Source organism: Psychrobacter sp. P11G3 (genome assembly GCF_001435845.1).
Classification (GTDB): Bacteria; Pseudomonadota; Gammaproteobacteria; order Pseudomonadales; family Moraxellaceae; genus Psychrobacter.
Genome location: NZ_CM003596.1, coordinates 989,351 through 1,014,809 on the forward strand (window position 1 = coordinate 989,351; position 25,459 = coordinate 1,014,809).

General features: G+C 42.9%; 22 protein-coding genes and 2 tRNA genes. 19 read left to right on the plus strand and 5 right to left on the minus strand.

Going from position 1 to position 25,459, the window contains the following annotated elements; all coding sequences use genetic code 11:
* The first annotated feature begins 78 nt into the window (after positions 1-78).
* The 9 genes from glp to modB all read left to right on the plus strand — a co-directional run bounded on the left by glp (position 79) and on the right by modB (position 7,145).
* Complete coding sequence (gene glp / locus AK824_RS04150; protein WP_057759059.1) at positions 79-1,374, plus strand: molybdopterin molybdotransferase MoeA; 1,296 nt, start codon at positions 79-81, stop codon at positions 1,372-1,374.
* A 130-nt stretch (positions 1,375-1,504) separates the two neighbouring features.
* Positions 1,505-2,617 (plus strand): GTP 3',8-cyclase MoaA, encoded by a 1,113-nt coding sequence (gene moaA / locus AK824_RS04155; protein WP_057759061.1) that lies wholly within the window; start codon positions 1,505-1,507, stop codon positions 2,615-2,617.
* A 129-nt stretch (positions 2,618-2,746) separates the two neighbouring features.
* Positions 2,747-3,277 carry a molybdenum cofactor biosynthesis protein B gene (gene moaB / locus AK824_RS04160; RefSeq protein ID WP_057759063.1) on the plus strand — a complete coding sequence of 177 codons (531 nt, stop codon included), beginning with the start codon at positions 2,747-2,749 and terminating at the stop codon, positions 3,275-3,277.
* A gap of 56 nt (positions 3,278-3,333) precedes the next feature.
* On the plus strand, positions 3,334-4,047 hold the full coding sequence (locus AK824_RS04165; protein WP_057759065.1) for a molybdenum cofactor guanylyltransferase: 714 nt from the start codon (positions 3,334-3,336) through the stop codon (positions 4,045-4,047).
* A gap of 30 nt (positions 4,048-4,077) precedes the next feature.
* Positions 4,078-4,584 (plus strand): cyclic pyranopterin monophosphate synthase MoaC, encoded by a 507-nt coding sequence (moaC, locus tag AK824_RS04170; RefSeq protein ID WP_057759067.1) that lies wholly within the window; start codon positions 4,078-4,080, stop codon positions 4,582-4,584.
* Positions 4,585-4,681: 97 nt separating this feature from the next.
* The gene (locus AK824_RS04175) at positions 4,682-4,963 is read left to right on the plus strand and encodes a MoaD/ThiS family protein (protein ID WP_057759069.1); all 282 of its coding nucleotides are present in this window, start codon (positions 4,682-4,684) and stop codon (positions 4,961-4,963) included.
* Between the two features lie 77 nt (positions 4,964-5,040).
* On the plus strand, positions 5,041-5,532 hold the full coding sequence (locus AK824_RS04180; protein ID WP_057759070.1) for a molybdenum cofactor biosynthesis protein MoaE: 492 nt from the start codon (positions 5,041-5,043) through the stop codon (positions 5,530-5,532).
* Positions 5,525-6,397, plus strand: coding sequence for a molybdate ABC transporter substrate-binding protein (gene modA / locus AK824_RS04185; RefSeq protein ID WP_057759072.1), 873 nt, complete (start codon positions 5,525-5,527; stop codon positions 6,395-6,397). The genes AK824_RS04180 and modA overlap by 8 nt, the downstream gene beginning before the upstream one ends.
* Positions 6,398-6,443: 46 nt before the next feature.
* Positions 6,444-7,145 (plus strand): molybdate ABC transporter permease subunit, encoded by a 702-nt coding sequence (gene modB / locus AK824_RS04190; RefSeq protein ID WP_057759074.1) that lies wholly within the window; start codon positions 6,444-6,446, stop codon positions 7,143-7,145.
* Between the two features lie 215 nt (positions 7,146-7,360).
* On the opposite strand, the gene AK824_RS04195 is transcribed toward modB, so the two are convergent.
* From AK824_RS04195 to AK824_RS04210, 3 genes are all read right to left on the minus strand, one after another.
* The gene (locus AK824_RS04195; RefSeq protein ID WP_057759076.1) at positions 7,361-7,843 is read right to left on the minus strand and encodes a hypothetical protein; all 483 of its coding nucleotides are present in this window, start codon (positions 7,841-7,843) and stop codon (positions 7,361-7,363) included.
* Between the two features lie 457 nt (positions 7,844-8,300).
* Positions 8,301-8,377 (minus strand) — tRNA-Asp (locus AK824_RS04205).
* 37 nt (positions 8,378-8,414) lie between these two features.
* Positions 8,415-8,490: transfer RNA gene (locus AK824_RS04210), tRNA-Val, on the minus strand.
* Positions 8,491-8,773: 283 nt separating this feature from the next.
* On the opposite strand from AK824_RS04210, the gene AK824_RS04215 reads away from it, so the two are divergent.
* From AK824_RS04215 to AK824_RS04245, 7 genes are all read left to right on the plus strand, one after another.
* Positions 8,774-10,411 (plus strand): cardiolipin synthase, encoded by a 1,638-nt coding sequence (locus AK824_RS04215; RefSeq protein ID WP_057759079.1) that lies wholly within the window; start codon positions 8,774-8,776, stop codon positions 10,409-10,411.
* Positions 10,412-10,530: 119 nt separating this feature from the next.
* Complete coding sequence (locus AK824_RS04220) at positions 10,531-12,030, plus strand: tetratricopeptide repeat protein (RefSeq protein WP_057759081.1); 1,500 nt, start codon at positions 10,531-10,533, stop codon at positions 12,028-12,030.
* Between the two features lie 132 nt (positions 12,031-12,162).
* Entirely contained in the window at positions 12,163-13,719 is a 1,557-nt protein-coding gene (locus AK824_RS04225; protein ID WP_057759083.1) for a 3-deoxy-D-manno-octulosonic acid transferase, read from the plus strand.
* Positions 13,716-14,438, plus strand: a complete 723-nt coding sequence (locus AK824_RS04230) for a 16S rRNA (uracil(1498)-N(3))-methyltransferase (RefSeq protein WP_057759086.1) — start codon at positions 13,716-13,718, stop codon at positions 14,436-14,438. The genes AK824_RS04225 and AK824_RS04230 overlap by 4 nt, the downstream gene beginning before the upstream one ends.
* Before the next feature lie 263 nt (positions 14,439-14,701).
* The gene (locus AK824_RS04235; RefSeq protein ID WP_057759087.1) at positions 14,702-15,826 is read left to right on the plus strand and encodes an extracellular solute-binding protein; all 1,125 of its coding nucleotides are present in this window, start codon (positions 14,702-14,704) and stop codon (positions 15,824-15,826) included.
* Between the two features lie 199 nt (positions 15,827-16,025).
* Positions 16,026-17,702, plus strand: a complete 1,677-nt coding sequence (locus tag AK824_RS04240; RefSeq protein ID WP_057759089.1) for an ABC transporter permease — start codon at positions 16,026-16,028, stop codon at positions 17,700-17,702.
* Between the two features lie 124 nt (positions 17,703-17,826).
* Positions 17,827-19,152 (plus strand): ABC transporter ATP-binding protein, encoded by a 1,326-nt coding sequence (locus AK824_RS04245; protein ID WP_197411817.1) that lies wholly within the window; start codon positions 17,827-17,829, stop codon positions 19,150-19,152.
* Between the two features lie 33 nt (positions 19,153-19,185).
* Here AK824_RS04245 and AK824_RS04250 read toward each other — a convergent pair whose 3' ends face one another.
* Both AK824_RS04250 and AK824_RS04255 read right to left on the minus strand, forming a co-directional pair.
* A complete protein-coding gene (locus tag AK824_RS04250; protein WP_057759091.1) occupies positions 19,186-20,031 on the minus strand; it encodes a methyltransferase domain-containing protein in 846 nt (281 codons plus the stop codon).
* A 55-nt stretch (positions 20,032-20,086) separates the two neighbouring features.
* Positions 20,087-20,368 carry a hypothetical protein gene (locus tag AK824_RS04255; protein WP_057759093.1) on the minus strand — a complete coding sequence of 94 codons (282 nt, stop codon included), beginning with the start codon at positions 20,366-20,368 and terminating at the stop codon, positions 20,087-20,089.
* Positions 20,369-20,837: 469 nt separating this feature from the next.
* On the opposite strand from AK824_RS04255, the gene AK824_RS13400 reads away from it, so the two are divergent.
* The 3 genes from AK824_RS13400 (at position 20,838) to rarD (ending at position 25,349) form a co-directional block, all read left to right on the plus strand.
* Entirely contained in the window at positions 20,838-21,017 is a 180-nt protein-coding gene (locus tag AK824_RS13400; protein ID WP_082624569.1) for a YdcA family protein, read from the plus strand.
* Positions 21,018-21,309: 292 nt separating this feature from the next.
* On the plus strand, positions 21,310-24,102 hold the full coding sequence (gyrA, locus tag AK824_RS04260; RefSeq protein ID WP_057759095.1) for a DNA gyrase subunit A: 2,793 nt from the start codon (positions 21,310-21,312) through the stop codon (positions 24,100-24,102).
* 176 nt (positions 24,103-24,278) lie between these two features.
* Positions 24,279-25,349: an EamA family transporter RarD gene (gene rarD, locus AK824_RS04265; protein WP_057759097.1), complete on the plus strand. Its 1,071-nt coding sequence runs from the start codon at positions 24,279-24,281 to the stop codon at positions 25,347-25,349.
* Positions 25,350-25,459: the final 110 nt, after the last annotated feature.

The window sequence follows — 25,459 nt, forward strand, 5'->3', positions numbered from 1 at the left end:
AAGTGACAGTTTTTAATGACCATTTTTAATAACAGTTTCGATTATAAATAATTAGAACGACAGAAAGAGCGTGACCTTATGATTACCATGGAAGAATTACAAGCTGCGATACAGCAACGGATAGATAATTATCATATTACTGACTTTCCACTACAAAAAAGAGCCGTTAACACTCTAGAGTTGCTAGACAGTCTAAATCATATACTGGCTCAAGATATTGCTTCGCCTTTTGATGTGCCGCGACAAAACCTATCTGCAATGGATGGTTATGCGATTGCCAAAGGTAGTGAGTTATCAGAAAGCAGTACTATCGGAATCGTTGGTGAGTCGCAAGCTGGCAGTGCTTATACTGGTGAGACAGCGGCAGGGCAAGGGGTACGTATTTTTACGGGTGCAGTCGTGCCATATTGCTGTGATACGGTCATTATGCAAGAGAATACAAACTTTGCAGATATCAAAGCGACCGTTGATAAATCTCGACCTTACAACATCACGCTCACGCAAACCGCCAAAGTTGATGATAATATCCGCTCAAAAGGCGAGGAGATTGAGTCCGGTGAAGCCGTTTTGAAAATCGGTAAACGACTCAATTCTGCAGATATTAGCTTACTCGCCAACCTTGGTATTAGCCAAGTGAACGTGTTCCAACCGCTTGTCGTAGGCGTATTGGCAACAGGTGATGAGCTCGTGGCTATTGGCAATGAGCTACAAAGCCTAGCCCAAATATATAATTCTAATACTCCAACGCTCAAAAGCTTGCTATCAGATCTGCCTATCATTATTCGTGATTATGGCATTATTCCTGATAACCTAGAGCAGACAACTATCGCAGTCAATGAGGCCATGCAGGACTGTGATGTACTGATATCGACAGCAGGTGTCTCAGTTGGTGACTATGATTTTTTGACCACTGTGATCGAAACATTAGGTCAGATTAACCATTATAAAGTAGCGATGAAACCTGGTAAGCCTTTTGTATTTGGTGAATTGAATAAAAATCTCGATAAGCCAGTACTGTATTTTGGCCTACCGGGCAATCCGCTTTCTACGGTCGTGGGTACGCTACAATTTGTGATACCTGCATTGTGGCAAATGTCAGGTGCTAACGTGTCAGAGCAGCCGATGCCGCTAACGATCAAAGCCAAACTTATCAGTGATATCAGAAAATCTCCCGGTCGCAAAGACTTTCAGCGTGGCGTATTGTCACGAGATGAGACAGGTCATTATCAAGTTGAGTGTTTCTCAAGACAGCAGTCACATAGAATCAAACAGCTGAGCCGCGCCAATTGCTTTATTGTATTGGACAAAGACAGTGGGAACGTAGCAGCTGGTAATGACGTCGTTGTACAACCGTTTCCTTGGCTACATCGCTAATTCATCGTTTGCCAATTTATTGTAAGGTGGTCGCATAAAGCTAAAGAGCAACCCTATAACCTTACACTGGTATGCTAAACACGAATAACAAAGTAGTGCTTATAGTAAGCAGTACTGATGGCAGTAACATATGATTGATGACAACATAGATGACAAACACAAAATAGACAGTCCGCAACTGTATTCACCAAGCTTGGCACCGGCATTATCTGATGGCTACATAGAGCCTTCCTTAGTCGTGCCCGCTGAACAGATGAGTGACTATCACCAGCCGCTAACCGATGGGTTTGCACGGCGTCTGACTTACTTGCGTCTATCTATTACTGACTTCTGTAATTTTCGCTGTGAGTATTGCCTGCCAAATGGCTATCAAGGTAAGCGCCCTGATGATGAACTGAGTATCTCTGAAATTGCAACCTTGGTGCGCGGCTTTGCTCAAGTAGGTACCAAAAAAGTTAGAATTACAGGTGGTGAGCCCTCTATTCGTCGTGATGTTGTCGAAATCATCGAAACGATTAAGCAGACTGACGGTATTGAGACAGTTGCGATGACCAGTAACGGTTATAAATTGGGTAAACATATAGCTAACTGGCAAGCTGCTGGACTTGATCAGCTCAATATCAGTATGGACAGCTTCGATGCTGCTACCTTTCATAAAATGACAGGCTTTGATACCTTGCCGCAGATATTGGCTGACATGGATACGTTGTTAGAAACGACTGATATCAAACTGAAAATAAATAGTGTCTTGATGGCAGAGACTGCTTTTGAGAACTTAATCACGGCGATCGACTATGTCAAAGACAGACAAGTGACCTATCGCTTTATTGAATTTATGCAGACCAGTGATAATAGCGATTTGTTTTTTGCTCAGCATGCCCAGTCTGATATTATCACTGATTACTTGTTAGAGAATGGTTGGCAGCCGCACGAGCGCGGTAGTGCCGATGGCCCAGCAGTAGAGTATAGCCACCCTGAATATGTCGGTCGTATCGGTATGATTGCCCCATATGCGGCGCACTTCTGTGATACCTGTAACCGCTTGCGCGTAAGCAGCCAAGGCAAGGTGCATTTGTGTCTGTTTGACCAAGGCAACTACGATATCCGTCCATACTTACAGCAAGACGATATCCAAGGACTGGTAAACACTTTACATAGCTTTATGCCAATCAAGCCTGAGCATCATCATCTGCATGACTCTAACAGTGGCATCATGCACAATCTATCGATAATCGGTGGTTAAGATATTCCAAGTCTGCAATCATGACGCTGATAGAGACTGTTTTTCAATGCAATCGTTTTTCAATATAGCTTTTTTTGATACAACGGATATTTAATACAATTATAAAATGACATCTATAAAGGATTATTTATGAGTAAGCCTGCTGCACAATTTACACCTCTTAATATTGCTGTATTGACTGTTTCTGATAGCCGTACGTTGGCAGAAGATACGTCAGGCCAGTACTTAGTAGACAGCTTGACCGAAGCAGGTCATCATTTAGCAGATCGTCAATTAATCACCGACGATATTTACCAGATTCGCGCAGTCATTAGTGGTTGGATTGCTAGTCCAGGCGTTCATGCGGTTATTACCACTGGCGGCACAGGGTTCTTCATCAGAGATAGCATGCCAGAAGCTGTGAGTGTACTGTTTGATAAATCAATCGATGGCTTTGGTGAAATGTTCCGTTTAATCTCAAAAGATGAAATCGGTATGTCTACCGTACAATCGCGAGCAGTTGCTGGTATGGCCAATGGTACGGGTATATTCTGTCTACCAGGCTCTTCTGGTGCTTGCCGTACGGGTTGGGAAAATATCTTAAAAGATCAGTTTGACAGTCGTACTCGTCCATGCAATTTTGTGCCGCATTTTTTGGCACAAAACCCTAGCCATGATTGAGTTATAAATAATTGAGCTATGAGTGATATACAATTAAGCCTGACAGGTAATGGTAAATGAAAAACTGCTCAAATAATCTGGATGGTTTGGCAGGTGTGGTTATTTTGGCAGGCGGTGCATCTAGACGTATGGGAGCGGCTAAGGCGATGCTGACACTACCGTCAGGTGAGCAGCTGCTAGACTATCATGTTTGTCATGCGAGCAAGTTACAGGTTCCTATATTGGTTGCAGATAATGGTCGCGGCTTTCAAACTGGTTTAGATGTCCATTTAGAAAAAACCAATTCGCCTATTATTCATATTGCTGATTATGGTACTGATGTTGACTCTAATGAACATGATGGGCAGATCACAACTGGCGGCGCATTGGTCGCTATCGAATCAGCCTTACAAACATTGAGCGATTTGAACGATTTGAATGATTCAGGCGTATCAAAAAACGCACAAGCATCGTGGTTACTGGTTATTAGCTGTGATAGCTTAATACCAGCAACTGACTTGTGGCAGAAATTACAATGTGAAATAAGCCTTGCTGCTGATAAAAAAGTAATTTGCCTAAAAGATGACGGTCACTTATATCCATTATTAGGGCTGTATCAGTTAAGTATCGAGCCTGATTTGAAAGACTATATAGATAGCAGACAGCGTAGAGTAATGCAGTTTATTCAGCCATTAGTGCAAGCTGTATCATTTAGCAAAGAGTGGCAAAATTTGACCAACTTTAATACGCCTAAAGATTTCAAGCAGGCATGTGCTGCTCTACCAAAATAATAAAAATATCACATAAGAAAGGTTATATAAATGAGTGACAGCGTTCAGATAAATCAGCAATCTACTTTATCTCACTTAGACAGTGATGGTGATATTACCATGGTCGATGTCAGTGGTAAGACAGCAACGACGCGAGAAGCCAATGCCACTGGTCAAGTACGCTTTCCTAGTGAGATTTATGCGCAAATTAAAGCGGCTGATGGTATGACCAAAAAAGGTAGCATCACGCAAACAGCTCATATCGCTGGTATCATGGCGGCCAAACGCACTCATGATCTTATACCGCTTTGCCATCCACTACCGCTAGACAAGATAGGCTTAAGCTTTAAGTACAACGACGCGCTCAGCAGCCTCACGGTCAGTGCGGTAGTCAAGGTTACGCATAAGACAGGGGTGGAGATGGAAGCGTTAACAGCGGTTAGTGTTGCCTGCTTAACTATCTATGATATGACTAAAGCACTATCGCATGACATCGTTATAGATGATATTCATCTGGTCAAAAAGACAGGTGGTAAATCAGACTACAGTCATGCTTAAAGTGACAACATTGCAGAGTGCGTCGTCAATTAATTAATCAGTTAATAAAAATGTGCTAAATGCTAAGCAAGGAAGCTTGCATAAGATGGAGAGGTTTATGAGTGCTATCGATATGACAACTAATATCGAATCAACGATGAATATTAACGTCATGTATTTTGCCAGTTTGGCTGACGAGGCCAATTGTCAGCAAGAGACAGTAAGCGTGCAACAGGATACGTCACTAACTGAACTATACGAACAACTTAGTCAAAAGCATCGCTTTAGCCGTCCACAGTCGGAGCTACGAGTCGCAGTAAATGACTACTTTGCTAAATGGACTGACCAGATAAATGATGGTGATAGCGTAGTTTTCATCACGCCAGTCGCTGGTGGTTAGACAAGCGTTTACTAGTGTCCATTTTGTCAGTGGCTATTCAGTGGTTACAAAGAAAAAATAATAAATAGAGAAGAAAAATGACCGACAACGTCCACGATCATTCAATGAGCATCAAACGTAGTGCTGACGAAGCTTACCTTATCGCTGAGCGTGATGGTTTTGCGCTACTAGATATTGCTATAGACGAAGATAGGCTAAAAAGTACGTTAGATAATGACAGCTGCGGTGCGTTTGTTTGTTTTGAAGGGCGAGTGCGCAATCATAATAACGCTACGAGCGTTGATCGTCTTACCTATTATGGTTATGAGGATTTGGCCATCAATCAAGGCCGCGCCATTATAGAAGAAGCCAAAAAGCGTTTTGAAATTACGCATGCTGTTGCGATACATCGTATCGGTGCGCTAGAAATTGGCGATGTGGCTGTGTGGGTTGGGGTAGTGTCAGCGCACCGTTGTCCAGCATTTGATGCCTGCCGCTGGATATTAGATACCATCAAAGCCGACATTCCTGTGTGGAAGCAAGAGTATTACGAAGACGACTCGTCTAAATGGCTCAGCAACAATGGGTAGTCCTCTAGCTGCTATTAGTACCTCTGCGTGTTTGCTATTGGCATTAAGTGCTTGTACGCAGGATAAAGAGGCCAATACGGCGCTTGCTGCTGATACCACTGAACCAGCCCAGACTTTGCGTATTGCTGCGGCTGCTAACTTGTCTGATGTACTCCCTAGTATCATTGATAGCTATCAGGATGATAGCAGCTCATCTGCCCAAAATATTTCAAGTATCTCAGATATTGAAGTTACTTATGCCTCTTCTGGCAAGTTATATGCGCAAATCAAAGCAGGGGCACCGTATGATATATTCTTGTCTGCCAATCAAGATTTCCCTGCTAAATTGGCTGATGAAAATTCAGCTGATGTTACTAGTAAAGAGCGTAAGCTAACCAAGCCTTTTACGTATACCAGAGGTCAGTTAGCACTCTATAGTGTCACCAAACCTTTAAACAATTTTACGCCAACATCGCTGGGTGATGTGTTTATCAGTGCTGACTTTACTCAGGACAGCAAGGTAGCTATTGCGAACCCTGACCTTGCTCCTTATGGTGCGTCTGCAAAAGCCTATCTGCAATCACAAGACATGTATAGTAAGTTAAATGCTCAAAAAAGTTTGATACAGTCAGAGAATATCGGTCAAGCATTTCAATATGCGCATACGGGTAGTGTGGACTATGGGTTTGTAGCACAGTCTCAGCTTGTTGCGATTAAAGCCAAGCCTGAGCAATTTATTACTTTGCTGCCAGCGTCTTATCCAGCTATCTTACAAGATGGCATAATTATCAATAACACAGCCCCAGCAGCAAAATTCACCGATTATCTGCGCTCAAAAGCAGGGCAGCAGCACTTCTTACAAGCAGGCTATCTGGCCGTCCAGTAATACGTTAGACTAACCCCTCTCATCATAGAACGAGCAGTGACATTATATGATCGACCAGTCTCTTATGTCAGATATGCTCAGTCCATTTTGGGTGAGCATCAAGCTCGCTTGCGTGACTACCTTATGTCTATTGCTATTTGCAACGCCTATCGCTTACTGGTTGGCTAAGCCGAGTCGTATAAAAGCAATAGGACGTCTTAAGGTACTGCTTATGGGCATCATTGCGATGCCTCTGGTGCTACCACCTACCGTGATTGGTTTTTATCTACTGTTACTGCTCAGTCCTAGTGTGGGTATCGGTAAATGGTTGAGTGAACATAATATTAGCCCGTTGATTTTTACCTTTGAAGGTCTGGTCATTGGTTCCATTATTTACTCATTGCCTTTTTATATACAGCCTGTCTATGCACAGTTTTTGCGCATTCCGCAAAGTGTCACGGAAGTCGCTCATCTTTTAGAGCCCAGTCGTATGCGGCGTTTTATGAAAGTGGCTTTACCACAAGCGCGCGTGGGTATTATTTTGGGCAGTTTGGTGAGCTTTGCTCATACCATTGGCGAGTTTGGGGTTGTACTGATGATAGGCGGCAGTATCTCAGGCGAAACTAAAGTAGTATCAATTGCTATATATGAGCAAGTAGAGGCCCTCAATTATGAAGCAGCGCACATGATGTCTGGTATTTTGATTATTATGGGTGTAGTGATGGTAGCGTTAATCGCTAGTGTGAGCCGAATAAGTCAACGTCCATAGCACTGAAACATGCGCCTATTGTATCTATGATAATAATCAACCAACAATTAATAAAAATATGAGTCCTACCCACAATAGGGATTTTAGCAAGAATCTAATGTAAGCTTCATAACTCAGATCATTATGTATCAAAAACTTCTCTCCCAGAGAGAGCCCTTATGCATCTATGACTATCGTTTCCAATAAAATACAATTCTTCATGTATTAACGTTAGTCTAATTAAGAACACTTGATAATATATCAAAAATAGTTTGGTTCTCTATGAGAAGATAACTCAAAATGCTTGGAAGGATGATACCTATAGTTATAGCAATAGCTAAGATTTTCTTGTTTACTTTGAGAGGGCTTGTCATAGATATTTGTGGAAATGATTTTAATACGTAAATTTTTATATGATTGTCAGTAATTTTTATATTTTCTAAAATATCCGTTTTACTTTCTCTAGTAAAATCAAAAAAAGCATTGATACTAGTAGAAGTATATTCTTTGCTATTTACGGTATAAGAATACTTTATCCTCAAAGTAAATAAACTGTAATCTTCTAGCCCTGAGACTGATTTTTCAATAGTATTAACTTCTACTACCTCAGCCCAAATTCTTCTAGCATTGATTAGTATGTAAAAATCGAAAATCAGTGCAGAGATAGTGTAAATACCAACTAGAACCATCAACAAGAGTAATGTATATATCCAGAACATAGCTGTCCTTTGAGTACTTTTATCAATTGAATCTACCAGTATGTGCTGTATTTATCATCATAGTATTAATTGAGACTACACTGCTAAACAATATAGCTATAGTTGTTGATAGTGCTATACCTAACGAATCTGTTGCACTTGTTAATAAGCCTGTTGTTATTGCATTAATCAACATTATGTATGTTATAGCGATTAAAGTTTGGGAGGTTTTATTAGCTGTGCTCAAATTATCATTTTGCCACGTTAAGCTAAAGAAGTCGCTCATTCTTCAAGATAAGGCGTCTGTTAATTATTTTAAGTCGTATATCATAATAAGGAATAAGCTACTTCTAACGAGAAGACATAAAGCATGAAAGCTATAATAATGAGTTGTTTTATAGACACAAAAAAACCCCAAACAATCTAATGCTTGAGGCGAAACTTGCTTAAACTTAACAGTTTAAATTCGTTTTAAATATGGCGCAGCGGACGGGACTCGAACCCGCGACCCCCGGCGTGACAGGCCGGTATTCTAACCAACTGAACTACCGCTGCTTAGGTCTCTTAGCTTGTTTAGCCACTTGCTAAGAAGTGGTGGGTGATGACGGATTCGAACCGCCGACATTCTGCGTGTAAGGCAGACGCTCTACCAACTGAGCTAATCACCCTTCGAACAATTGCTAGGCAATTTATTCAACATCAACTGAGCTCTTAAGTTTGTCACTAAGCTCCGTTGCTGTGGGTGTGTATTATATAGATTTACAGTTGGGTGTCAAATATTATTTTAATGTTTTTAGAAAATAATTATAAATCGGACTTGTAATCTATCAAAAATAGCACTCAAAGCTATGTATTATATAGCATTTCTAAAAATACACTTATTATCATTATTTGTTGTTTGGCGGTGAAAAGCTACTATACTATGGATGCTTTATTCGTTGAACACGGTTGATGGAGGCCAATATAAACACTTTTACTATTAAAGATACTTTTACGAGCTGGACCTGGGGAGACCTAGCGGGTCTAGGTCTGGTGCTGCATATTGTACTTATGATAGTAATGACGCTGCGAGTGGTTTCTGTGCAGCGCAATATTGGCGTGTCTATTGCTTGGGTAGCTGTGCTTTACACGTTGCCAGTATTTGGTTTTGTGGCTTACATCCTGCTCGGTGAGCCGATGATTGGACGGCGCTATCGTGAACGCGTAGATCAAGCCAGCATCTTGATGAACGATATGGCACGGCGTGAGCATCTGATTTTTGACAAAGGGCAGGACTTATTACCAGCCAACTACCGCGGTGTTAGCCAAATAGGAACGCGCTGGACAGGGTTTGGCGTATTTCCCAATCATCAAATGCAGTTGTTGACGGATCCCGCTTCTATTTTTCAACGTTTGATTGAAGATATTCATGCCGCCCAGCGTATTGTTCTCATGGAGTTTTATATTGTCTATCCAAAAGGACAGGTGTTAGAAGTCATAGAGGCGCTGTCTGTAGCGGCTCAGCGCGGCGTAGAGTGTCATATATTGGCTGATAGTGTGGGCAGCTTTAGCTTTATTAATAGTAGCGTGCACCGCAAATTAGAAAAAGCAGGGGTTTATGTCCATCAGTCATTGCCAGTAGGGTTGTTTAAGACATTATTTAAACGTTCTGATTTGCGCAATCATCGTAAAATGGTGGTTATCGATGAACATATTGGCTATATCGGCAGCTTTAATTTGGTTGATCCAAGGTTTTTTAAGCAAAACAAAAATGTCGGTCAATGGATTGATGTGGCGCTACGAACGACTAGCCAGCACTCAATTAGTATCAATACAGCGATGGCCAAGGTAATTGTTACCGACATCGGTGCTGAAAGTAATGACAATCTTGCTGAGCTGCATCAGCGGGTTAATAACTACACTCGTAAGTTATATGTGATGCATCCGACCATCAATGATCTAAATAGCCGAGTGAAGGTATTGGCGGATACGATTGATGATCATGAGCAGCCAGATGTAGGTGCCACTTCGATTGTCGTACCAAAGATGCCTGTCGTGGACAAAGTCTTGGCGCAGCTAATACCTTCAGCACCGCAGCTAACGGCTCATGTGATTTACAATACGTTAGTTACTGTGATTCATCGTGCCAATAAGCGCATCCGTATTACCACACCTTACTTTGTCCCTGATGAGTCCCTATCGGGTGCGCTGACGATAGCGGCTAAGCGCGGCGTTGATGTGACGATTATTGTTCCTGAAAAGGTTGACTCGTTTCTGGTACAGCATGCCTCTCAGGCTTATTATCAAGAGTTGTTGGATGCTGGAGTAACGATTGCCTTGTTTAGAGGTGGTTTGCTACACACAAAAACAGTGGTTATCGATGATGACTACTGTCTATTTGGCACCGTCAATATTGATATGCGCAGCTTTTATTTAAATATGGAAGTCAGTTTGGCGATTTATACGCCAGAAATGGTCGCCCAAGTAGCGGACTGTCAGGAAGTCTATTTAGAAAACTGCCGAATCCTAGATAGTGATGAGTGGCAACAGCGTCACGGATCAAAACGCTTGTTTGACAATGTCGTGCGCTTGTTCAGTCCTTTATTGTAGCACTCGAACTTTTAAGGTAAGGTAATCTACCAGTACCGTTCTATTATTTTAGTAATAGTAGCAATCTTATAGCCTATGCTTTTTTGGTTTATCTATCTGTAAAGAGGTCACTCCCGTTTATGTCTGCATCACCTTTAACGCCACTGGACTATATTGCAGAAGGCTACTGGCAAGACTTCTTGGCTGGGCGTTCTATTGCAGGCGGTATCGCCTACGAAACTGAGCTGCGCGCTTGTACGCTAGACGATTCGCTTGAGAGTTTACAGCGTATCGATACGCTATTGTCTCAAGTACGCCGAGATATGATTAAGAGCGGTATATGGGATGAGACGATGCTGCTGGTCGATGAACGCTATCGTAATTTTATGGTATTTTTGGCGTTTTATGCCGGTCGTGTATTGGCGCAGGAGTGGCAAAGCAAGCCACATTGGTATGGTCAGTTTGAGCTGCGTAAACGTTACCCTGAGCTAACGTTGATCACCGATGATTTTTATCAGCATATGGCTGTTGGTTATGATAATGGTGGGGTTAAAGAGCGCTTATTTTTTGCACTAGAGCCAATAGGGCTGCGTCTGTTTGGTCATATTGATCGGCAGTTTGACGCAGTACAAGGCGGGCAAGTAGATAGTGGGTTATATCAAGCGGTTAGCCTTAGACTACCAACTATTTTAAGTAACGACGTTCATTCAGTGCCTGAATTAACAGCGCATAAAGCAACGACTCATCAAATCACTGAAAGCATTGTTCCGAGCGTAGATTTAAATACGCATGTCGGTACTAGTCAATTAAATGCTCCTCTTAACAAGCCAGAGGAAGTGTCGATAGGAGCTGAGCGTAACCAAGCCAATATAGTTGTAACTGATAGTGAAAGTCTCGCAGCTCCATCTGCTATGTCTGACACTGTACCTGAGTTGCAAGCAAGCGTAGTACCTCCTGAGTCTGAGAGTCCAATAAAGCCTGAGCTGACTAAAGTAATGAAGCCAACAGCCAAGCCTACGTCATCTGTAAAGAATACATCAACGCCAGAGATGTTTACGCAACTGCTTATAGAATTAGATGAGATAACGGTGCCACAACCAACTGGTGATGTCCAGTATCTGCAAGCACGCAAAGTACTGGATCAGTTCGAGCAGCATATTGCCAAGCAGAACAAGCCTCGTCGCCAAGTTATATTTTCAAATGATCACAACACGGCAAAAAACAAAGCGCTTCTAATACTACAAGCGGCTGCTGAAAATGGTAATACAGCGGCTATGCTACGTTTGGCCATGTATGAGTTGTTAGATGAAGGTTTGACAGCGGACAGCGATAACCAAAAAAAATCTGGCGTAGAATGGATCAATCAAGCCGCCAGCAAAAATGACAGCCGTGCTCAGCGTCTACTCAGTAAAATGTACTACCAAGGAGTAGGGGTATCTCAAGATATAGATAGCGGTAGATACTGGTTAGAGCAAGCGGCAGATAATGGTCATGCAGAAGCGGCCAATTTAGTGCAGCAATGGCAGCAAGCAGAAATGCTGCTGACCACACAGAAGCAAGAGCAGCATAGCACCAAGCGTTATCAGCTGTTAATTGGCGCAATCATCGCAGTCGCTTTATTGATAATAATCATTATTTAACAATCGTTATCTGATAACTATTTACTCAGTAACTTTTTAAAAGCTTATTGTTACAGCTTAAATTCAGGTAGAATTAGCGCGCTCTACCTTTACCCTTTTATTGTTTGATTTATAACTAATTTGGGCTGTTCCATGCCATCATCTAATACCCCGTCTGACCACTCTACAAATCCAATTGACCCTGTATCATCGCCTAGTCGAGCGGTACACGAGACACCTTTATATTATCAGTCTCTTATTGGGCTGCTAAAGCCATTATACCATCTACAAGTATGGCGTCGATCTCATAAAAACGACAACTATCAACAGGAAATCGATCAGCGTTTTGGTAAGCAGTATCCACCGCGTCCAGTGGTCAGTGCTGATAGCGATAAAGGGGTAATTTGGTGCCACGCAGTCTCATTAGGCGAAACCAATACGGTCGCGCCTTTATTAGATATGTTATTGGCTAATGGCTATCAGATATGGTTGACCAATACGACTCAGACAGGTTTTGCTCGTGGCGCCAGTCGTTTCGCAGAACAGATAGCTCAAGGTCAGATGAGTCATAGCTATGTGCCAGTCGACAGCCCTGCTGTTATCGAGACTTTCTTAACGCATGTACAGCCTATCGCTGCACTGTTTGTAGAAACAGAGTTATGGGCAAATATCTTGACCAAATTATCCCAGCACTGTATTCCAAGTATCCTAGTCAACGGTCGACTATCTGCTTCTTCTTTTCAGAGCTATCAAAAAATTGGTGCAGTTAGCGCCAGCATGATGAAAAACCTCTCCTTAATTATTGCGCAAGACAGCGACTCTGCTAAACGCTTTAGGCAGCTAGGGGCTAGTAGCGCCCAAATTCGCGTGGCAGGCTCATTAAAGTGGGTAATCAATGCGTCCAAAACTGATGACCAAGCGGTAGAAGATAACCGTATTTATAGTAAGAAAGCTGATCTGCGAGCAGATTTTGGTATAGCAGATCGTCCTGTGTGGGTAGCTGCGAGTACTCATGATGGCGAAGAGGCAGCAGCGTTGTCATTGCAGCAGCAACTACTGTCGCAAGCCACATTAGCAGATACGTTGCTTGTTATCGTCCCTAGGCATCCTGAGCGTTTTGATGCAGTAGCAGAACTCATTCAGAAAACTGGGTTAAATATGGCTCGGCGCAGTGAGGGGGAAGCAATTGGTGCAGATACGCAAGTCTATCTAGCAGATAGCATGGGTGAGATGATGACTTGGTATACATTGGCAAATGTAGCATTTGTGGGCGGCTCACTGGTAGATATTGGCGGGCATAATCCAGTGGAGCCTTCTAGTGTGGCCACGCCTGTACTAATGGGGCGTTACACTCAGTCGTGCCAAAGCGTGATAGACAAATTGGCTAGCGTAGGCGCTTTATATCAGCCAAGTAATGATTTTTATTGTCAAATCGAGTCAAATCGCGCAAGTAGTACAGATGCACAGATAGTCAGTGATGATCAGTTAAAGGCGAACAAAAAAACTTCTCGTAAGAAAACAGCTTATAACCGTGAAGACGCTGTGAGTATCTATACGCAGTTGGCGACTTGGCTGAGCAATTTGTCATTGGCTGCAGGGGCAGGGCAGGCTGGCGAGCAAATGACGATACAGCAGCAAGCGGTATTGACCCGCCAATTTACTATGATTGAAGACGCAATCGAGATGTCTTCTAACCAAGATAGCTTATGAACTGTATATTATTGCCCGCTGAAAATTTCTCAGCAAACGCAGCAAAAATCGATGCCTTGTCTCAAGTCAGCCATGTGACTAAAGTGCTAGACGCAAAAGTCGGTGATACGCTTAAAATTGGCCAAATAGGCGGTAACCTTGGTACGGCTGTTATCGAAGATATTACCTCTGACAGCATTCAGCTAGGTAACGTCCAGCTCAATACTGTGCCGCCAGCCAAATTGGATTTGACTGTTATTTTGGCGTTACCGCGTCCTAAAGTGCTACGGCGTTTAATTATGGATATGACAGCGCTTGGTGTACGCGATATCATTCTTATAAATAGTTACCGTACCCAAAAAAGTTATTGGCAAAGCCCAATGCTTGAGCGGATAGACGAGTTTGTATTAGAAGGCCTACAGCAAAGCATCGATACAATCGTTCCTAGTATTACGCTACAAAAACGTTTTAAGCCATTTGTTGAAGACACACTGGCAAGCCTAATGAACAGTCGAGCGATTGTCGCGCATCCTTATAGTCAGCAGTCTTTTTCTGAGTTTTTACAACAGCAACCATCACGACAGCTACCGAGTATAGTCTGCATAGGCGCTGAAGGTGGCTGGATTGATTATGAGATAGAGCTGTTGTCAGCTCAAGGCTGCACGCCTGTACATATAGGCTCTCGTATCTTACGTACAGAAGCTGCGGTCAATGCGATCTTAGGGCAATGGTTGCTTTAGATGGACACTAAAACGCGTCGCTAGACCAAATTATTGAAAGAACTGGTGAAAAATAGTTCTTAAAAATCAATGTTCAAGACTAATCACAGGTATATTTACCAGTTAAACAAATGTATTGATAATTAATCTCACTTCCATTAGTATGTTGCTTTGATATATTATGGCCTGATTACTGCTAACGCTTAGCAAGTCATCGTTATAATCACTGTTATTTTGTCTCACTATACATCTTACTTTTTTATAGCATTACTATGGGGAAAACCATGTCATTGAACGCTATCAGCGCGAATCTAACCTCTACGAAGCTTATCTTACCTGCAGCCGTATTTGGCATGATGTTGGGTTTGGCAGGTTGTAGTAATTCTTCAACCACAGAAGAGAGCGTAGAAGTAGAGTCAACAGAAACAGGTGCTGAGCAGCAAGCAGCAACTGACGAAGCTACGACTGCTGATGGTCAGACAATTACTATCTACTCATCACGTAATGAGCAGCTAATTAAGCCATTGTTAGATCGCTATACTGAGCAAACAGGTGTAAAAGTTGAACTGGTTACAGATCAAACTGGGCCTTTGATGGCGCGTCTAAAAGCTGAAGGCCAGAATACTCCTGCTGATATGCTATTGACCGTTGATGCTGGTAACTTATGGCAGGCTGCAGAGCAAGGCCTATTACAGCCAGTATCGTCTACTGTATTAGAAGCTAACGTCCCTGCAAAATACCGTGATCCAAAAGGTCAGTGGACAGGTCTGTCACTACGTGCACGTACTATCTTTTATGATCCAAACAAAGTCACTGCCGACCAGTTGTCTACTTATGCAGATTTGGCCGATCCAAAATGGAAAGGCAAACTATGCTTACGCACCTCTAAGAAGGTTTATAACCAATCGCTTGTTGCTAGCATGATGGAGCATTTGGGCGAAGAGAAGACCGAAGCGGTTATTAAAGGGTGGGTTGATAACCTAGCGACTGACGTGTTCAGTGATGACGTTGCGATGCTAGAAGCTATCGCTGCTGGTCAGTGTGAAGTGGGTATTGCTAATAGCTACTACTATGGTCGTTTGTTGGACGAAAAACCAAACTTCCCTGTTAAGATATTTTGGGCAAACCAAGATACGACTGGTACGCACGTAAACATCTCAGGCGCTGGCGTGGTTGCAGGTTCGGACAATCCAGATGGTACGCTTAAACTGATAGAGTGGTTGTCATCTGATGAGGCACAAGGTCTCTATGCTAGCTCTGACAAAGAATTCCCAGTAAAAGTAGGTATCGATGAGTCAGACATGCTCAGATCATGGGGCGAGTTCAAAAAAGACGATATCAATGTACAGAAATTCGGTGAACTACAAACTCAAGCTATCCAAATGATGGATAAAGCGGGTTATAAATAAGGGATCGCCAGTAATACTGATACCAATCTTAAAATCATAACTTTTAGACAATAGTTCTCAAAGCACGGCTTTTAAACAACAGCTTTTAAAGAATAGGTTCAAAGGTTAGTCGTTACAGATCAGTTATTCAGGTAATGACGATTTTTGAGGTTGGTACAAGCTTACAAGGTCTCTATACGTATGACACGGTAATGATAATATGATCACAACGCCAGATGCGTCTGTTAGTCAAAATGATACTGTCAATGACGGTGTTAACGACCAGCAGACTGTCAGCCAAGACCACGCCCTTCGTAAACGTATTATCTCGAAATCAGTCTTAGGGCTGATTTCGTTGTTTATGCTAGTACCGATTTTAATCGTGCTGCTGTCGTGGACTCAGCCAGTGGCAGAGATTTGGACACATATGGCAGACTATGTACTGCCGCAAGTGCTCAAAAACACGGCGATTTTATTGCTAATGGTGACTGTCGTTTCGGGCACTATTGGTACTGCTCTGGCTTGGGTTACTAGTATGTATCGTTTCCCTGGCCAGCGTTTTTTTTCGTGGGCATTGATGTTGCCACTTGCCATCCCTGCTTATGTGTTGGCATTTGTCACTATCGGCATTGTTGATTTTAGTGGGCCGCTACAGACAGCTTTACGCGATTCTGGTATCAGTACTGCTATACCGTCGATAAGGAATGTATGGGGCGCAGGCTTGGTATTATCGTTGGCGTTTTACCCCTACGTATACTTGCTCGCGCGTCAGGCATTTTTATCACAAGGCAGACGAGCGATAGAAGCGGGGCAAATGCTAGGTTTGAGTCGTAGCCGTGTATTTTTTCGGTTGGCGCTACCGCAAGCATTACCGTGGATCATTGGCGGCTTGTTGCTAGCTAGTATGGAAACCTTAGCAGATTTCGGTGCAGTATCCGTATTCAATGTCGATACTTTTACTACCGCCATTTATAAGGCGTGGTTTGGTTTCTTTAGTCTAACCACAGCGGCTCAGCTAGCAGCCTTGCTCATTGGTGTGATATTTATCGTGGTATTGTTTGAGCAGTATTGGCAAGCGAAGCGTGGTAGCTCACTTACCCAAGGTAGCAGCCAGCGCTTTGACGCTAGCAAACCTGCCAAACTCGCAATGACACTGCTGTGTACGCTGATCTTTTTAGTTGCCTTTTTAATACCTTTTTTGCAGCTTATCTATTGGACAGCACTGAATTTTCGCCAAGATTTTGATGCGCGTTACATTGATTTTGTCACCAACAGCCTCATGATTGCTAGTATGACCACGCTGTTTATCGCCTTTTTGGCCATTATTATTGCGTGGATCAAACGGCAGTATCCTGATAAATCGACTAAGCTAATGACCACTTTAGCCAATTTGGGCTATGTCGTACCGGGGACTGTGTTGGCGGTAGGGATATTTATACCTATTGCGTGGCTTGATAATCAAATGATTGCGTTTGGTATCACCTCACAGCAAGTGTTCTCTGGCAGTGTCATTGTTATGCTACTGGCGCTATCGACACGTTTTATGACGGTGAGTTTTCAGCCTGTTGACAGACAGTTGCAACGATTGACAGTTAATCAAGAAGCTGCTGCAAAATTACTTAGCGACAGTCCTTATCAGCGTTGGCGTCATGTGATGCTGCCTGTACTTAGCCCTGGTGTATTGACTGCATTATTGATGGGTTTTGTCGAAGTGATGAAAGAGATGCCCATTACGCTGATGACACGGCGTCAAGGCTGGGATACGCTTGCAGTACGAGTGTTTGAAATGACGAGCGAAGGTATGTGGGGACGAGCCGCATTGCCGAGTTTGCTAATCGTACTGGTTGGATTGCTCCCTGTCTGGATATTACTGCGTCAAAGCGACAAACATAGCTAATAGCAACGAAGCTAATAGCAATAATTTGGCATAAGTTTAACAGCACACTCGTAGTGTCAGTTATATTATAATTTGCTCTGTTTTATCGATGGTTTTACTTACTAATAGCGAACTGGTACCGTCTATGTACACTGATTCAATGAACGACTCTACAAATTCTAAGTCAGAAAAGGCTCGGGCTAATCACATGCCTGTAGCAAAATCACCACTGTCACAAAATAGAATCAATCCAGTTCAGCCGAATAAAACTGCAGAACAAAGCAATACCTCACAACAAAATACTGAGAAACATATCGCGACAGATCCTTATTTTAGTGTGCAAAATCTCATCGTAGGCTATGATGATACTATCGTTGTCAATGGCCTATCATTGATGCTAGAACAAGGCGAGATTGGTTGCTTCTTAGGTTATAGCGGCTGCGGGAAGACTACAGCACTTCGAGCTATTGCAGGATTGGAGCAAAGTCGTGGCGGCACTATCTATCTAAATAATCAGCGCCTAACTGAAAAGACAGCTCGTCAATCATTTGCAGTGGCGCCAGCCAAGCGTGGCATGGGCATGGTATTTCAAGACTATGCTCTTTTTGGTCATTTAAGCGTGGCAAAGAACATCGCCTTTGGTCTCAATAAATGGTCAACTGCTGACAAAAAAGCCCGTGTGGCTGAGATGCTAAGCTTAGTTGAATTAACTGAACATGCAGACAAACGCCCAAATGAGCTTTCTGGGGGTCAGCAGCAACGCGTGGCTCTCGCAAGAGCGCTCGCCCCAAAACCAAAACTACTATTACTTGACGAGCCGTTCTCTAATCTAGATGTAGTACTGCGTGAATCACTAGCAATGAATGTCCGTGATATTCTCAAGCGTACCAATACCACCGCGATTTTGGTCACTCATGATCAAAATGAAGCGTTTGCGCTAGCGGATAAAGTAGGGGTAATGGATAAAGGACGATTGGTTCAGTGGGCGCGACCAAGCGAGCTGTATCATGAGCCTGTCAGTCCTTTTGTTGCAGAGTTCGTAGGCGAAGGCGCTATGATAGACGGCATTATCAAAGAAGGTCATGTTGAGACGGCGCTAGGGAATATCTATCGTCGCATGGAAGTCTATGATGAATCAGGACAACCACAATATTGCGCGTATGATTATCCAAATGGCACACCGATCAAAGTACTCGTGCGCCCTGATGACATCATTCATGATGATGATAGTACGCAGACAGCTTTAGTTATCGGGCGTGTGTTTCGCGGTGCCAACTATTTGTACCGATTGCAGTTAGATGACGGACAGACTGTCTTATCCTTGGTTGCGAGCCATCATAATCATGCAATCGGCTCGCATATTGGCATTCTACCGTTGCTAGAGCATGTCGTAGTCTTCGATGAAAAAGACATCAATGCCACTACTTGGTCAGAATATGATAGATCATCGAGAATGGATGAAGAGGTTTAGTAGCCTTCATCATTCTTGGGCAATCTTATGAATTTACCGTTTAGCCAAAATGTGTAAGTAACGCCCAAGCCCTTTGTACGGCTCTAACTGTGAGTAGCGTAACTCCATTCTAATCACTGCATCTGGATCGTTATGACCGCCACGTTTGAGCGGCGCATAGTCATGAAATACTCGTAATCCACTGCTACGTACCGTCTGATAATTATGCGCTTTGAGCCACGACTCGACTTCTTCTTTGGCCACGGGATGGTTAGGGGTTAGACTTTTCTTATTGTCTGCCTTATAGTTTGTATTATCGAGTAGATTAAAATTTCCCATGATAAGGTTACGATAATCAAAGCTTGCAGGATTATAGAAGCAGACGGATAGCGCGCCACCATCTATTAAGTGCTTATCAAAAAAGTCCATGACCGCCGATGGTTCTGCCAACCATTCAAGTAGCGCGTGCGACATAATCAAATCAAACTTCTCTGTCTGGGCCAGTTTTTCCTCAAGCGCTTGATAAGGGCAAACATACCAAGTGATGTCTAGCTTTTTATCAATTTTTTCTGCGCTCGCTTTCGCCTTCTCAAGCATATTCGCTGATATGTCATTGATGACTACGCTATGACCTTGAGCAGCAAGTTCTATCGCAATTTGCGCAAGCCCTGCACCCACATCCAAGATACGTAAAGGTCGCCCAAGCGCCTCACTCATCTGTGAACTATATTCAAAAATATCACGGCGTAGTACAGCCAATCGAATCTCGCCTTTTAAACCACCATAGACCTTTTTTTCGAAATGATCGGCAATGGCATCGAAGCTACGATCTGCTCGTTTGTCTTCTGCTGGTATAGAAAGGTTTGAGTCAGGCTGGCTATCTTGATGTTTAATTGTCATAGGTATTTAGATCAATAATTAAGAGGGTCAAATTAATAAAACTATTCAGTATGAACTAGCGTTTCAAACGTCTGTTAATTACCCATTTAAAAACGAATTTCGCTAATACAATAACGACAAATACCACGATAACAAACACCCACATACCATTGCCTTGTAGATTTTCTTGATAGGCTTTTGACAAGTATGCTGATAAAGCCATAGCGACTAAAAGTGCTCCCCAACGGACATAAGGGACAGCGCGATTGTTATGGTTAGGAAAGCTAGCAACGTAATCGCTCGAAAAGCTGTATAGCACCATTGCTAAAATCCAAACAATTGCAAGAATGATATCCATAGTAATAGTAGCCTGTTAGGTCGTTATGTAAGTGCTATAAAAGATGAGGTAGTGTAGCGTTTAGAATTTTTTTGTCCAGTATCACTCAAAAAATAGCTGCATCAAAGTGGTTTAAATCACCATGTGCTCATTAAAATAATATGATTTTGAAAACATCATGATGTTGAAATACAGTCTGCTTATGAAGACAGTGTATTCATAAAAACAATCAGTTCATGTTAGAGACAGTTTTAGATGTTGTTGTATTGGTTAAGTATTCTAAGCATCCTAGTTATTTGGCCAATAAAGCTTATATGCAAACCACGTATGAGCTCTATATTAAAGATTTTAGCGTTAAATTAAATGTCATGTTGAATTGTAGATAGAAATATAAGTATCCACTCAGTTAGTCAAAATAAATCTTGTCGAGCTGTAGCTAATAAGTATAGTATTTTTCTATTTAATATCCATCAGATACGGAGAATAAACAATGAAACCAATCAGCACAGCGCTACTCGCCCTAGTATTTACCTTCACATCTATGAGCCAAGCCCAAGCTCGAAATACGCCTTGTTCAGGAAAAATGGGCGGGGTATCTCATTGCTCAGCAGATGGTAAGTTCGTCTGTAAAAATGGCAAAATCAGCCAATCAAAAAAAACCTGCCATTAGAATTATTTTAGCGTGTACGGATAATTCAAAATATCACTGTGAATGAACCGTCTAGCTTGATTTTAATGGCAGTCAGAACCCCCTAAATCAGCAAATTTGTGCTAAAATAGCTTCTTTTATTAAACATTAAAACTATCGCTATTTTCCTATTGTTTTGCACGTGTAGCAGTGTTTTTTTATGGTGTCTATTTTGGTCATGACTGCCCATTTATGTGGCAGTATTTTTATATGATCTATGGGTGCCATAAGCGATGTGTCAACGTTAGAAAAAAATGTGAGTGAAGGAGTGTATATGAGCGAATCGGTCAGTCCTATTGGCATCGTAGATGAACTAAAGCAGTCGTATTTGGATTATGCGATGAGCGTGATCGTCTCGCGTGCGCTGCCTGATGTGCGTGATGGGTTCAAACCTGTACACCGCCGCGTGATGTATGCCATGCACGTGCTATCAAACGATTATAATAAACCGTACAAAAAATCAGCACGTGTGGTCGGTGATGTTATCGGTAAGTACCATCCACATGGCGATAGTGCCGTCTATGATGCCATCGTACGTATGGCGCAGGATTTCAGCTTGCGCTATCCAATGGTTGATGGTCAAGGTAACTTTGGTTCGATCGATGATGATCCTCCGGCAGCGATGCGTTATACCGAAGTACGTATGACCAAGCTGACCCACCAAATGCTTGCTGATTTGGACAAAGATACGGTCGATTGGGAAGACAACTACGACGGCTCTGAGCGCATGCCAAGCGTAATGCCAGCGCGTATTCCTAACCTATTGGTCAATGGTGCGACGGGTATTGCCGTTGGTATGGCGACCAATATGGCCCCCCATAATTTGACCGAAGTGATCAATGCTTGTTTGGCCTATGCTGAAAATCCACAAGTTTCAGCTGAAGAGCTGATGTCGCATATCTCAGGTCCTGATTTCCCTACGGGCGGTATTATCTATGGCCGCGCGGGCATTTTAGATGCTTATCGTACGGGTAAAGGCCGTTTGCATATTCGTGGTCGTTATCATATCGAGCCGATGAGCAATTCTGGCGTCAACCGCGATCGTGAGCGCATCGTATTTACCGAAGTACCTTATCAAGCTAACAAAGCCAAGCTGATTGAGCGTATCGCAGAGCTAGTCCGCGATAAAAAAATCGAAGGCATTAGCGAGATTCGTGATGAGTCTGATAAAGACGGTATGCGTATCGCTATTGATTTGCGTCGCGGTGAGACGGCTGAAGTTATTGTCAATAACCTATTTCTACAAACGCCGCTAGAGTCTAGCTTTAGTATCAATATGGTGGCACTCGATAATGGCCAGCCAAAACTATTGACCTTGCGTCAGCTTATCGCTGCATTTGTCCGTCATCGTCAAGAAGTGGTGACCCGCCGTACGATTTATGAATTGAACAAAGCCCGCGTTCGTGGTCATTTGCTAGAAGGTCTAACGGTTGCTCTAGCCAATATCGACGAAATTATTGCGACGATTAAAGCTTCTGCAAACCGTGGCCTAGCACGTGAAAGTCTATTAAATAATACATGGGGTTCAGGTAGCGTCGTTGCGATGCTCACAGCTGCTGGTAGTCAATCAGTACGTCCTGAGTTTATCGATGGCGAAGATCCTAAAGCGCCGTTTGGTCTGATCGAAGGCGAAGAGCGCTATCGCTTGTCACTTGAGCAGGTCAATGCGATTTTAGATATGCAACTGCATCGTTTGACTGGTCTTGAGCAAGATAAATTGACCGAAGAATACCAAGACTTACTGCGTGAAATCGCACACTTAGAGTCTATCCTTGGCGATTTTGATAAGCTGATGGCGATTATCTCTAATGAGATGATTGAGATTCGTGATAACTTTGGTGACGAGCGCCGTACCGATATCATCGATTCACGTATGGACTTTAGTCGTGAAGACCTTATCCCTGAGCAAACGGTCGTCATGACGGTATCGCGTACTGGCTACGCCAAAACTCAGCCGATTGATGACTATGTTGCACAGAAACGCGGCGGTAAAGGTAAGTCTGCCACGGCAATGAAAGAAGATGATGTAATCGATCATTTAGTCGTGACATCAACGCATTCTACGGTACTGTGTTTCACTGATAGTGGACGTGTCTTTAGCTTACGCGGGTTTGAAGTGCCGATTGCCAGTCGCGGTGCTCGTGGTCGTCCATTGGTCAATCTAATTGGCCTAAATAGCGACGAAACCGTTACAACCATACTACCAATTCCAAAAATTGTGGAAGATACATCAGTAGTAAGTGAAGTGTCAGAAGTAAGCAATGATGACGATTCGGTAGAAGATAGCAACCAAGCAGAGCCGCCTTTTGTATTCTTTGCCACGGCCAACGGTACAGTGAAGCGGGTAGAGCTGAAGCAGTTTGCTAATATTCGCTCGAACGGTTTGATTGCAGTTGGATTAGAAGACGGTGATAAATTGGTCAGCGCTCGCATTACTAATGGTAGCCAAGAAGTGATGTTGTTTGCTTCAAGTGGTAAAGCCATTCGTTTCGATGAGAATGATGCGCGTGCGATGGGCCGTACAGCTAAAGGCGTGCGCGGTATGCGTCTGGCTACTGATGAATTCATCAAATCATTAGTCGTTATCGAAGATGATGTACGTGAAATCTTGATTGCTTGTGAAAACGGCTTTGGTAAACGTACCTTCATCGATGAGTTCAATACACAAAATCGTGGCGGCGGCGGTGTGATCGCTATCAAGACCAGTGAGCGTAACGGCGCACTAGTACGAGCGACCAAGGTTGACTCTACTGATGATATTATCTTAATCTCTGATAAAGGCACATTGGTTCGTACCCCAGTTGAGCATGTCGCTAGCTCTGGTCGTAATACACAAGGCGTAACATTGATTCGTCTGTCAAAAGATGAAAAACTGGTTGCCATGGCGCGTGTTGAGCACGAAGAGAGCGATGATGAGCTTATCGATGCCATGAGAGAAGACGGTACGTTTGAGGTGGAAGGTCAGGAGCAGATAGATATTGATGCGACAACTGACAATACTGCAACTACCGACGTCGACGATGTGATTGATATTGCAAACGATCATAAACCAAGTGACAATCTATAATAGACTAACTATGCATAAGACGATGACGAGTAATAGTCTTGGTAATTAGCTTTTGAGTCTAGTCTCTTAGCATTTTTCTAGAAAAAAGCCTCTGACGTTATCGTCGGAGGCTTTTGTTTTTTAACTCTCATTTTTTCAATACTGTAAATAAGGTTCTATTTTTTAAGGCTGTTGTTATGCTCACGACCAATCAAACTTTTCAGGGAACGGTTGCTTCGGTATCATCGAGCTTTTTATTCTCGATGATGTTTTTGTTTGGACTGTTTATGCTGCCCTTAACAGGGACGCAGGTAGCATCATGGCGTGTGCTCATGATGTTGCTCAGTTTGGTGATATTGGTCAGTTTGACTAAGCAGTGGCAACGTGTTTTTGATTATATAAAGACGCTAAAGACAGTCAAGGAATGGTTAATATTTATACTGCCTGCGCCAATCCTAGGTGGACAGATTTGGTTGTTTATGTGGGCGCCGGTCAATGGGTTTGGTCTCGATGTTACGTTGGGCTATTTTTTATTGCCGCTAGTGATGATTGTGCTTGGTCGATTCTTTTATCATGAGTATATGAGCATCTTGCAGTGGGCTGCCGCGATATTTGCAGCGCTCGGCATCGGCTACGATATTGTCCAGTATGGTTCGGTCTCTTGGGTGACACTGTTTGTATGCTTGGGTTATCCGCCGTATTATCTGCTACGGCGCACCCTTTCTGTACCGCCTATTACAGGGTTATTGTTTGATTTGACGCTGTTGACACCAGTCGTGCTGATCGTGCTTTATATGACGGGTGGTTTTGATGTTGCGGCGCAAGACGTGAAGTTCTGGTATCTATTGCCGCTGCTTGGTGCTTTTAGTGCGCTTGCGATGTCGCTGACGATGATTGCCAGTAGCAAGTTGCCAGTATCACTGTTTGGGGCATTAAGTTATATCGAGCCAATGCTGTTATTCGTATTGTCTATTACTATTTTGAGTCAAAGCCTTGAAGAAGGTGGTTCACTCTTTATGTACGGCATGATTACGCTTGCGCTACTGGTCATGATGGTCGATAGCATAAAAGGTTATCTCGTTCGTCAGCGTAATGACCGCTTGCATGGCTATAGAGAGCTTCAGATTGGCGGCTTTCCACCGCGTCGTCATTTTATCAATCAGCGTATCGATGGCGTGTTAAAAGCCCATCGTTTTCGTAAGATTCGTCGTTACCAAAAAAAGATGGATAAGATACAGCAAAAAATTGAACAACTTGATGCAAAATAAGCACTTACCTGCATTAAATTTACTCAATTTAAAAGTTTAGACACTAGATGAACAGTGGCATTGCTTATTCATTCTGACTTTGACATAATGCCGACCATGATGTAAGCCTA

Bases quoted from the DNA above. Each gene is read 5' to 3' on its own strand.
- AK824_RS04245 (WP_197411817.1), top strand. From the start codon at position 17,827: ATGTACACTGATTCAATGAACGACTCTACAAATTCTAAGTCAGAAAAG.
- AK824_RS04195 (WP_057759076.1), bottom strand. From the start codon at position 7,843: ATGTTCTGGATATATACATTACTCTTGTTGATGGTTCTAGTTGGTATT.
- AK824_RS04235 (WP_057759087.1), top strand. From the start codon at position 14,702: ATGTCATTGAACGCTATCAGCGCGAATCTAACCTCTACGAAGCTTATC.
- AK824_RS04240 (WP_057759089.1), top strand. From the start codon at position 16,026: ATGATCACAACGCCAGATGCGTCTGTTAGTCAAAATGATACTGTCAAT.
- rarD (WP_057759097.1), top strand. From the start codon at position 24,279: ATGCTCACGACCAATCAAACTTTTCAGGGAACGGTTGCTTCGGTATCA.
- AK824_RS04230 (WP_057759086.1), top strand. From the start codon at position 13,716: ATGAACTGTATATTATTGCCCGCTGAAAATTTCTCAGCAAACGCAGCA.
- AK824_RS04165 (WP_057759065.1), top strand. From the start codon at position 3,334: ATGAAAAACTGCTCAAATAATCTGGATGGTTTGGCAGGTGTGGTTATT.
- AK824_RS13400 (WP_082624569.1), top strand. From the start codon at position 20,838: ATGAAACCAATCAGCACAGCGCTACTCGCCCTAGTATTTACCTTCACA.
- AK824_RS04175 (WP_057759069.1), top strand. From the start codon at position 4,682: ATGAGTGCTATCGATATGACAACTAATATCGAATCAACGATGAATATT.
- AK824_RS04215 (WP_057759079.1), top strand. From the start codon at position 8,774: ATGGAGGCCAATATAAACACTTTTACTATTAAAGATACTTTTACGAGC.
- AK824_RS04225 (WP_057759083.1), top strand. From the start codon at position 12,163: ATGCCATCATCTAATACCCCGTCTGACCACTCTACAAATCCAATTGAC.
- moaA (WP_057759061.1), top strand. From the start codon at position 1,505: ATGATTGATGACAACATAGATGACAAACACAAAATAGACAGTCCGCAA.
- glp (WP_057759059.1), top strand. From the start codon at position 79: ATGATTACCATGGAAGAATTACAAGCTGCGATACAGCAACGGATAGAT.
- moaB (WP_057759063.1), top strand. From the start codon at position 2,747: ATGAGTAAGCCTGCTGCACAATTTACACCTCTTAATATTGCTGTATTG.
- modB (WP_057759074.1), top strand. From the start codon at position 6,444: ATGATCGACCAGTCTCTTATGTCAGATATGCTCAGTCCATTTTGGGTG.
- moaC (WP_057759067.1), top strand. From the start codon at position 4,078: ATGAGTGACAGCGTTCAGATAAATCAGCAATCTACTTTATCTCACTTA.
- AK824_RS04250 (WP_057759091.1), bottom strand. From the start codon at position 20,031: ATGACAATTAAACATCAAGATAGCCAGCCTGACTCAAACCTTTCTATA.
- modA (WP_057759072.1), top strand. From the start codon at position 5,525: ATGGGTAGTCCTCTAGCTGCTATTAGTACCTCTGCGTGTTTGCTATTG.
- AK824_RS04220 (WP_057759081.1), top strand. From the start codon at position 10,531: ATGTCTGCATCACCTTTAACGCCACTGGACTATATTGCAGAAGGCTAC.
- AK824_RS04180 (WP_057759070.1), top strand. From the start codon at position 5,041: ATGACCGACAACGTCCACGATCATTCAATGAGCATCAAACGTAGTGCT.
- gyrA (WP_057759095.1), top strand. From the start codon at position 21,310: ATGAGCGAATCGGTCAGTCCTATTGGCATCGTAGATGAACTAAAGCAG.
- AK824_RS04255 (WP_057759093.1), bottom strand. From the start codon at position 20,368: ATGGATATCATTCTTGCAATTGTTTGGATTTTAGCAATGGTGCTATAC.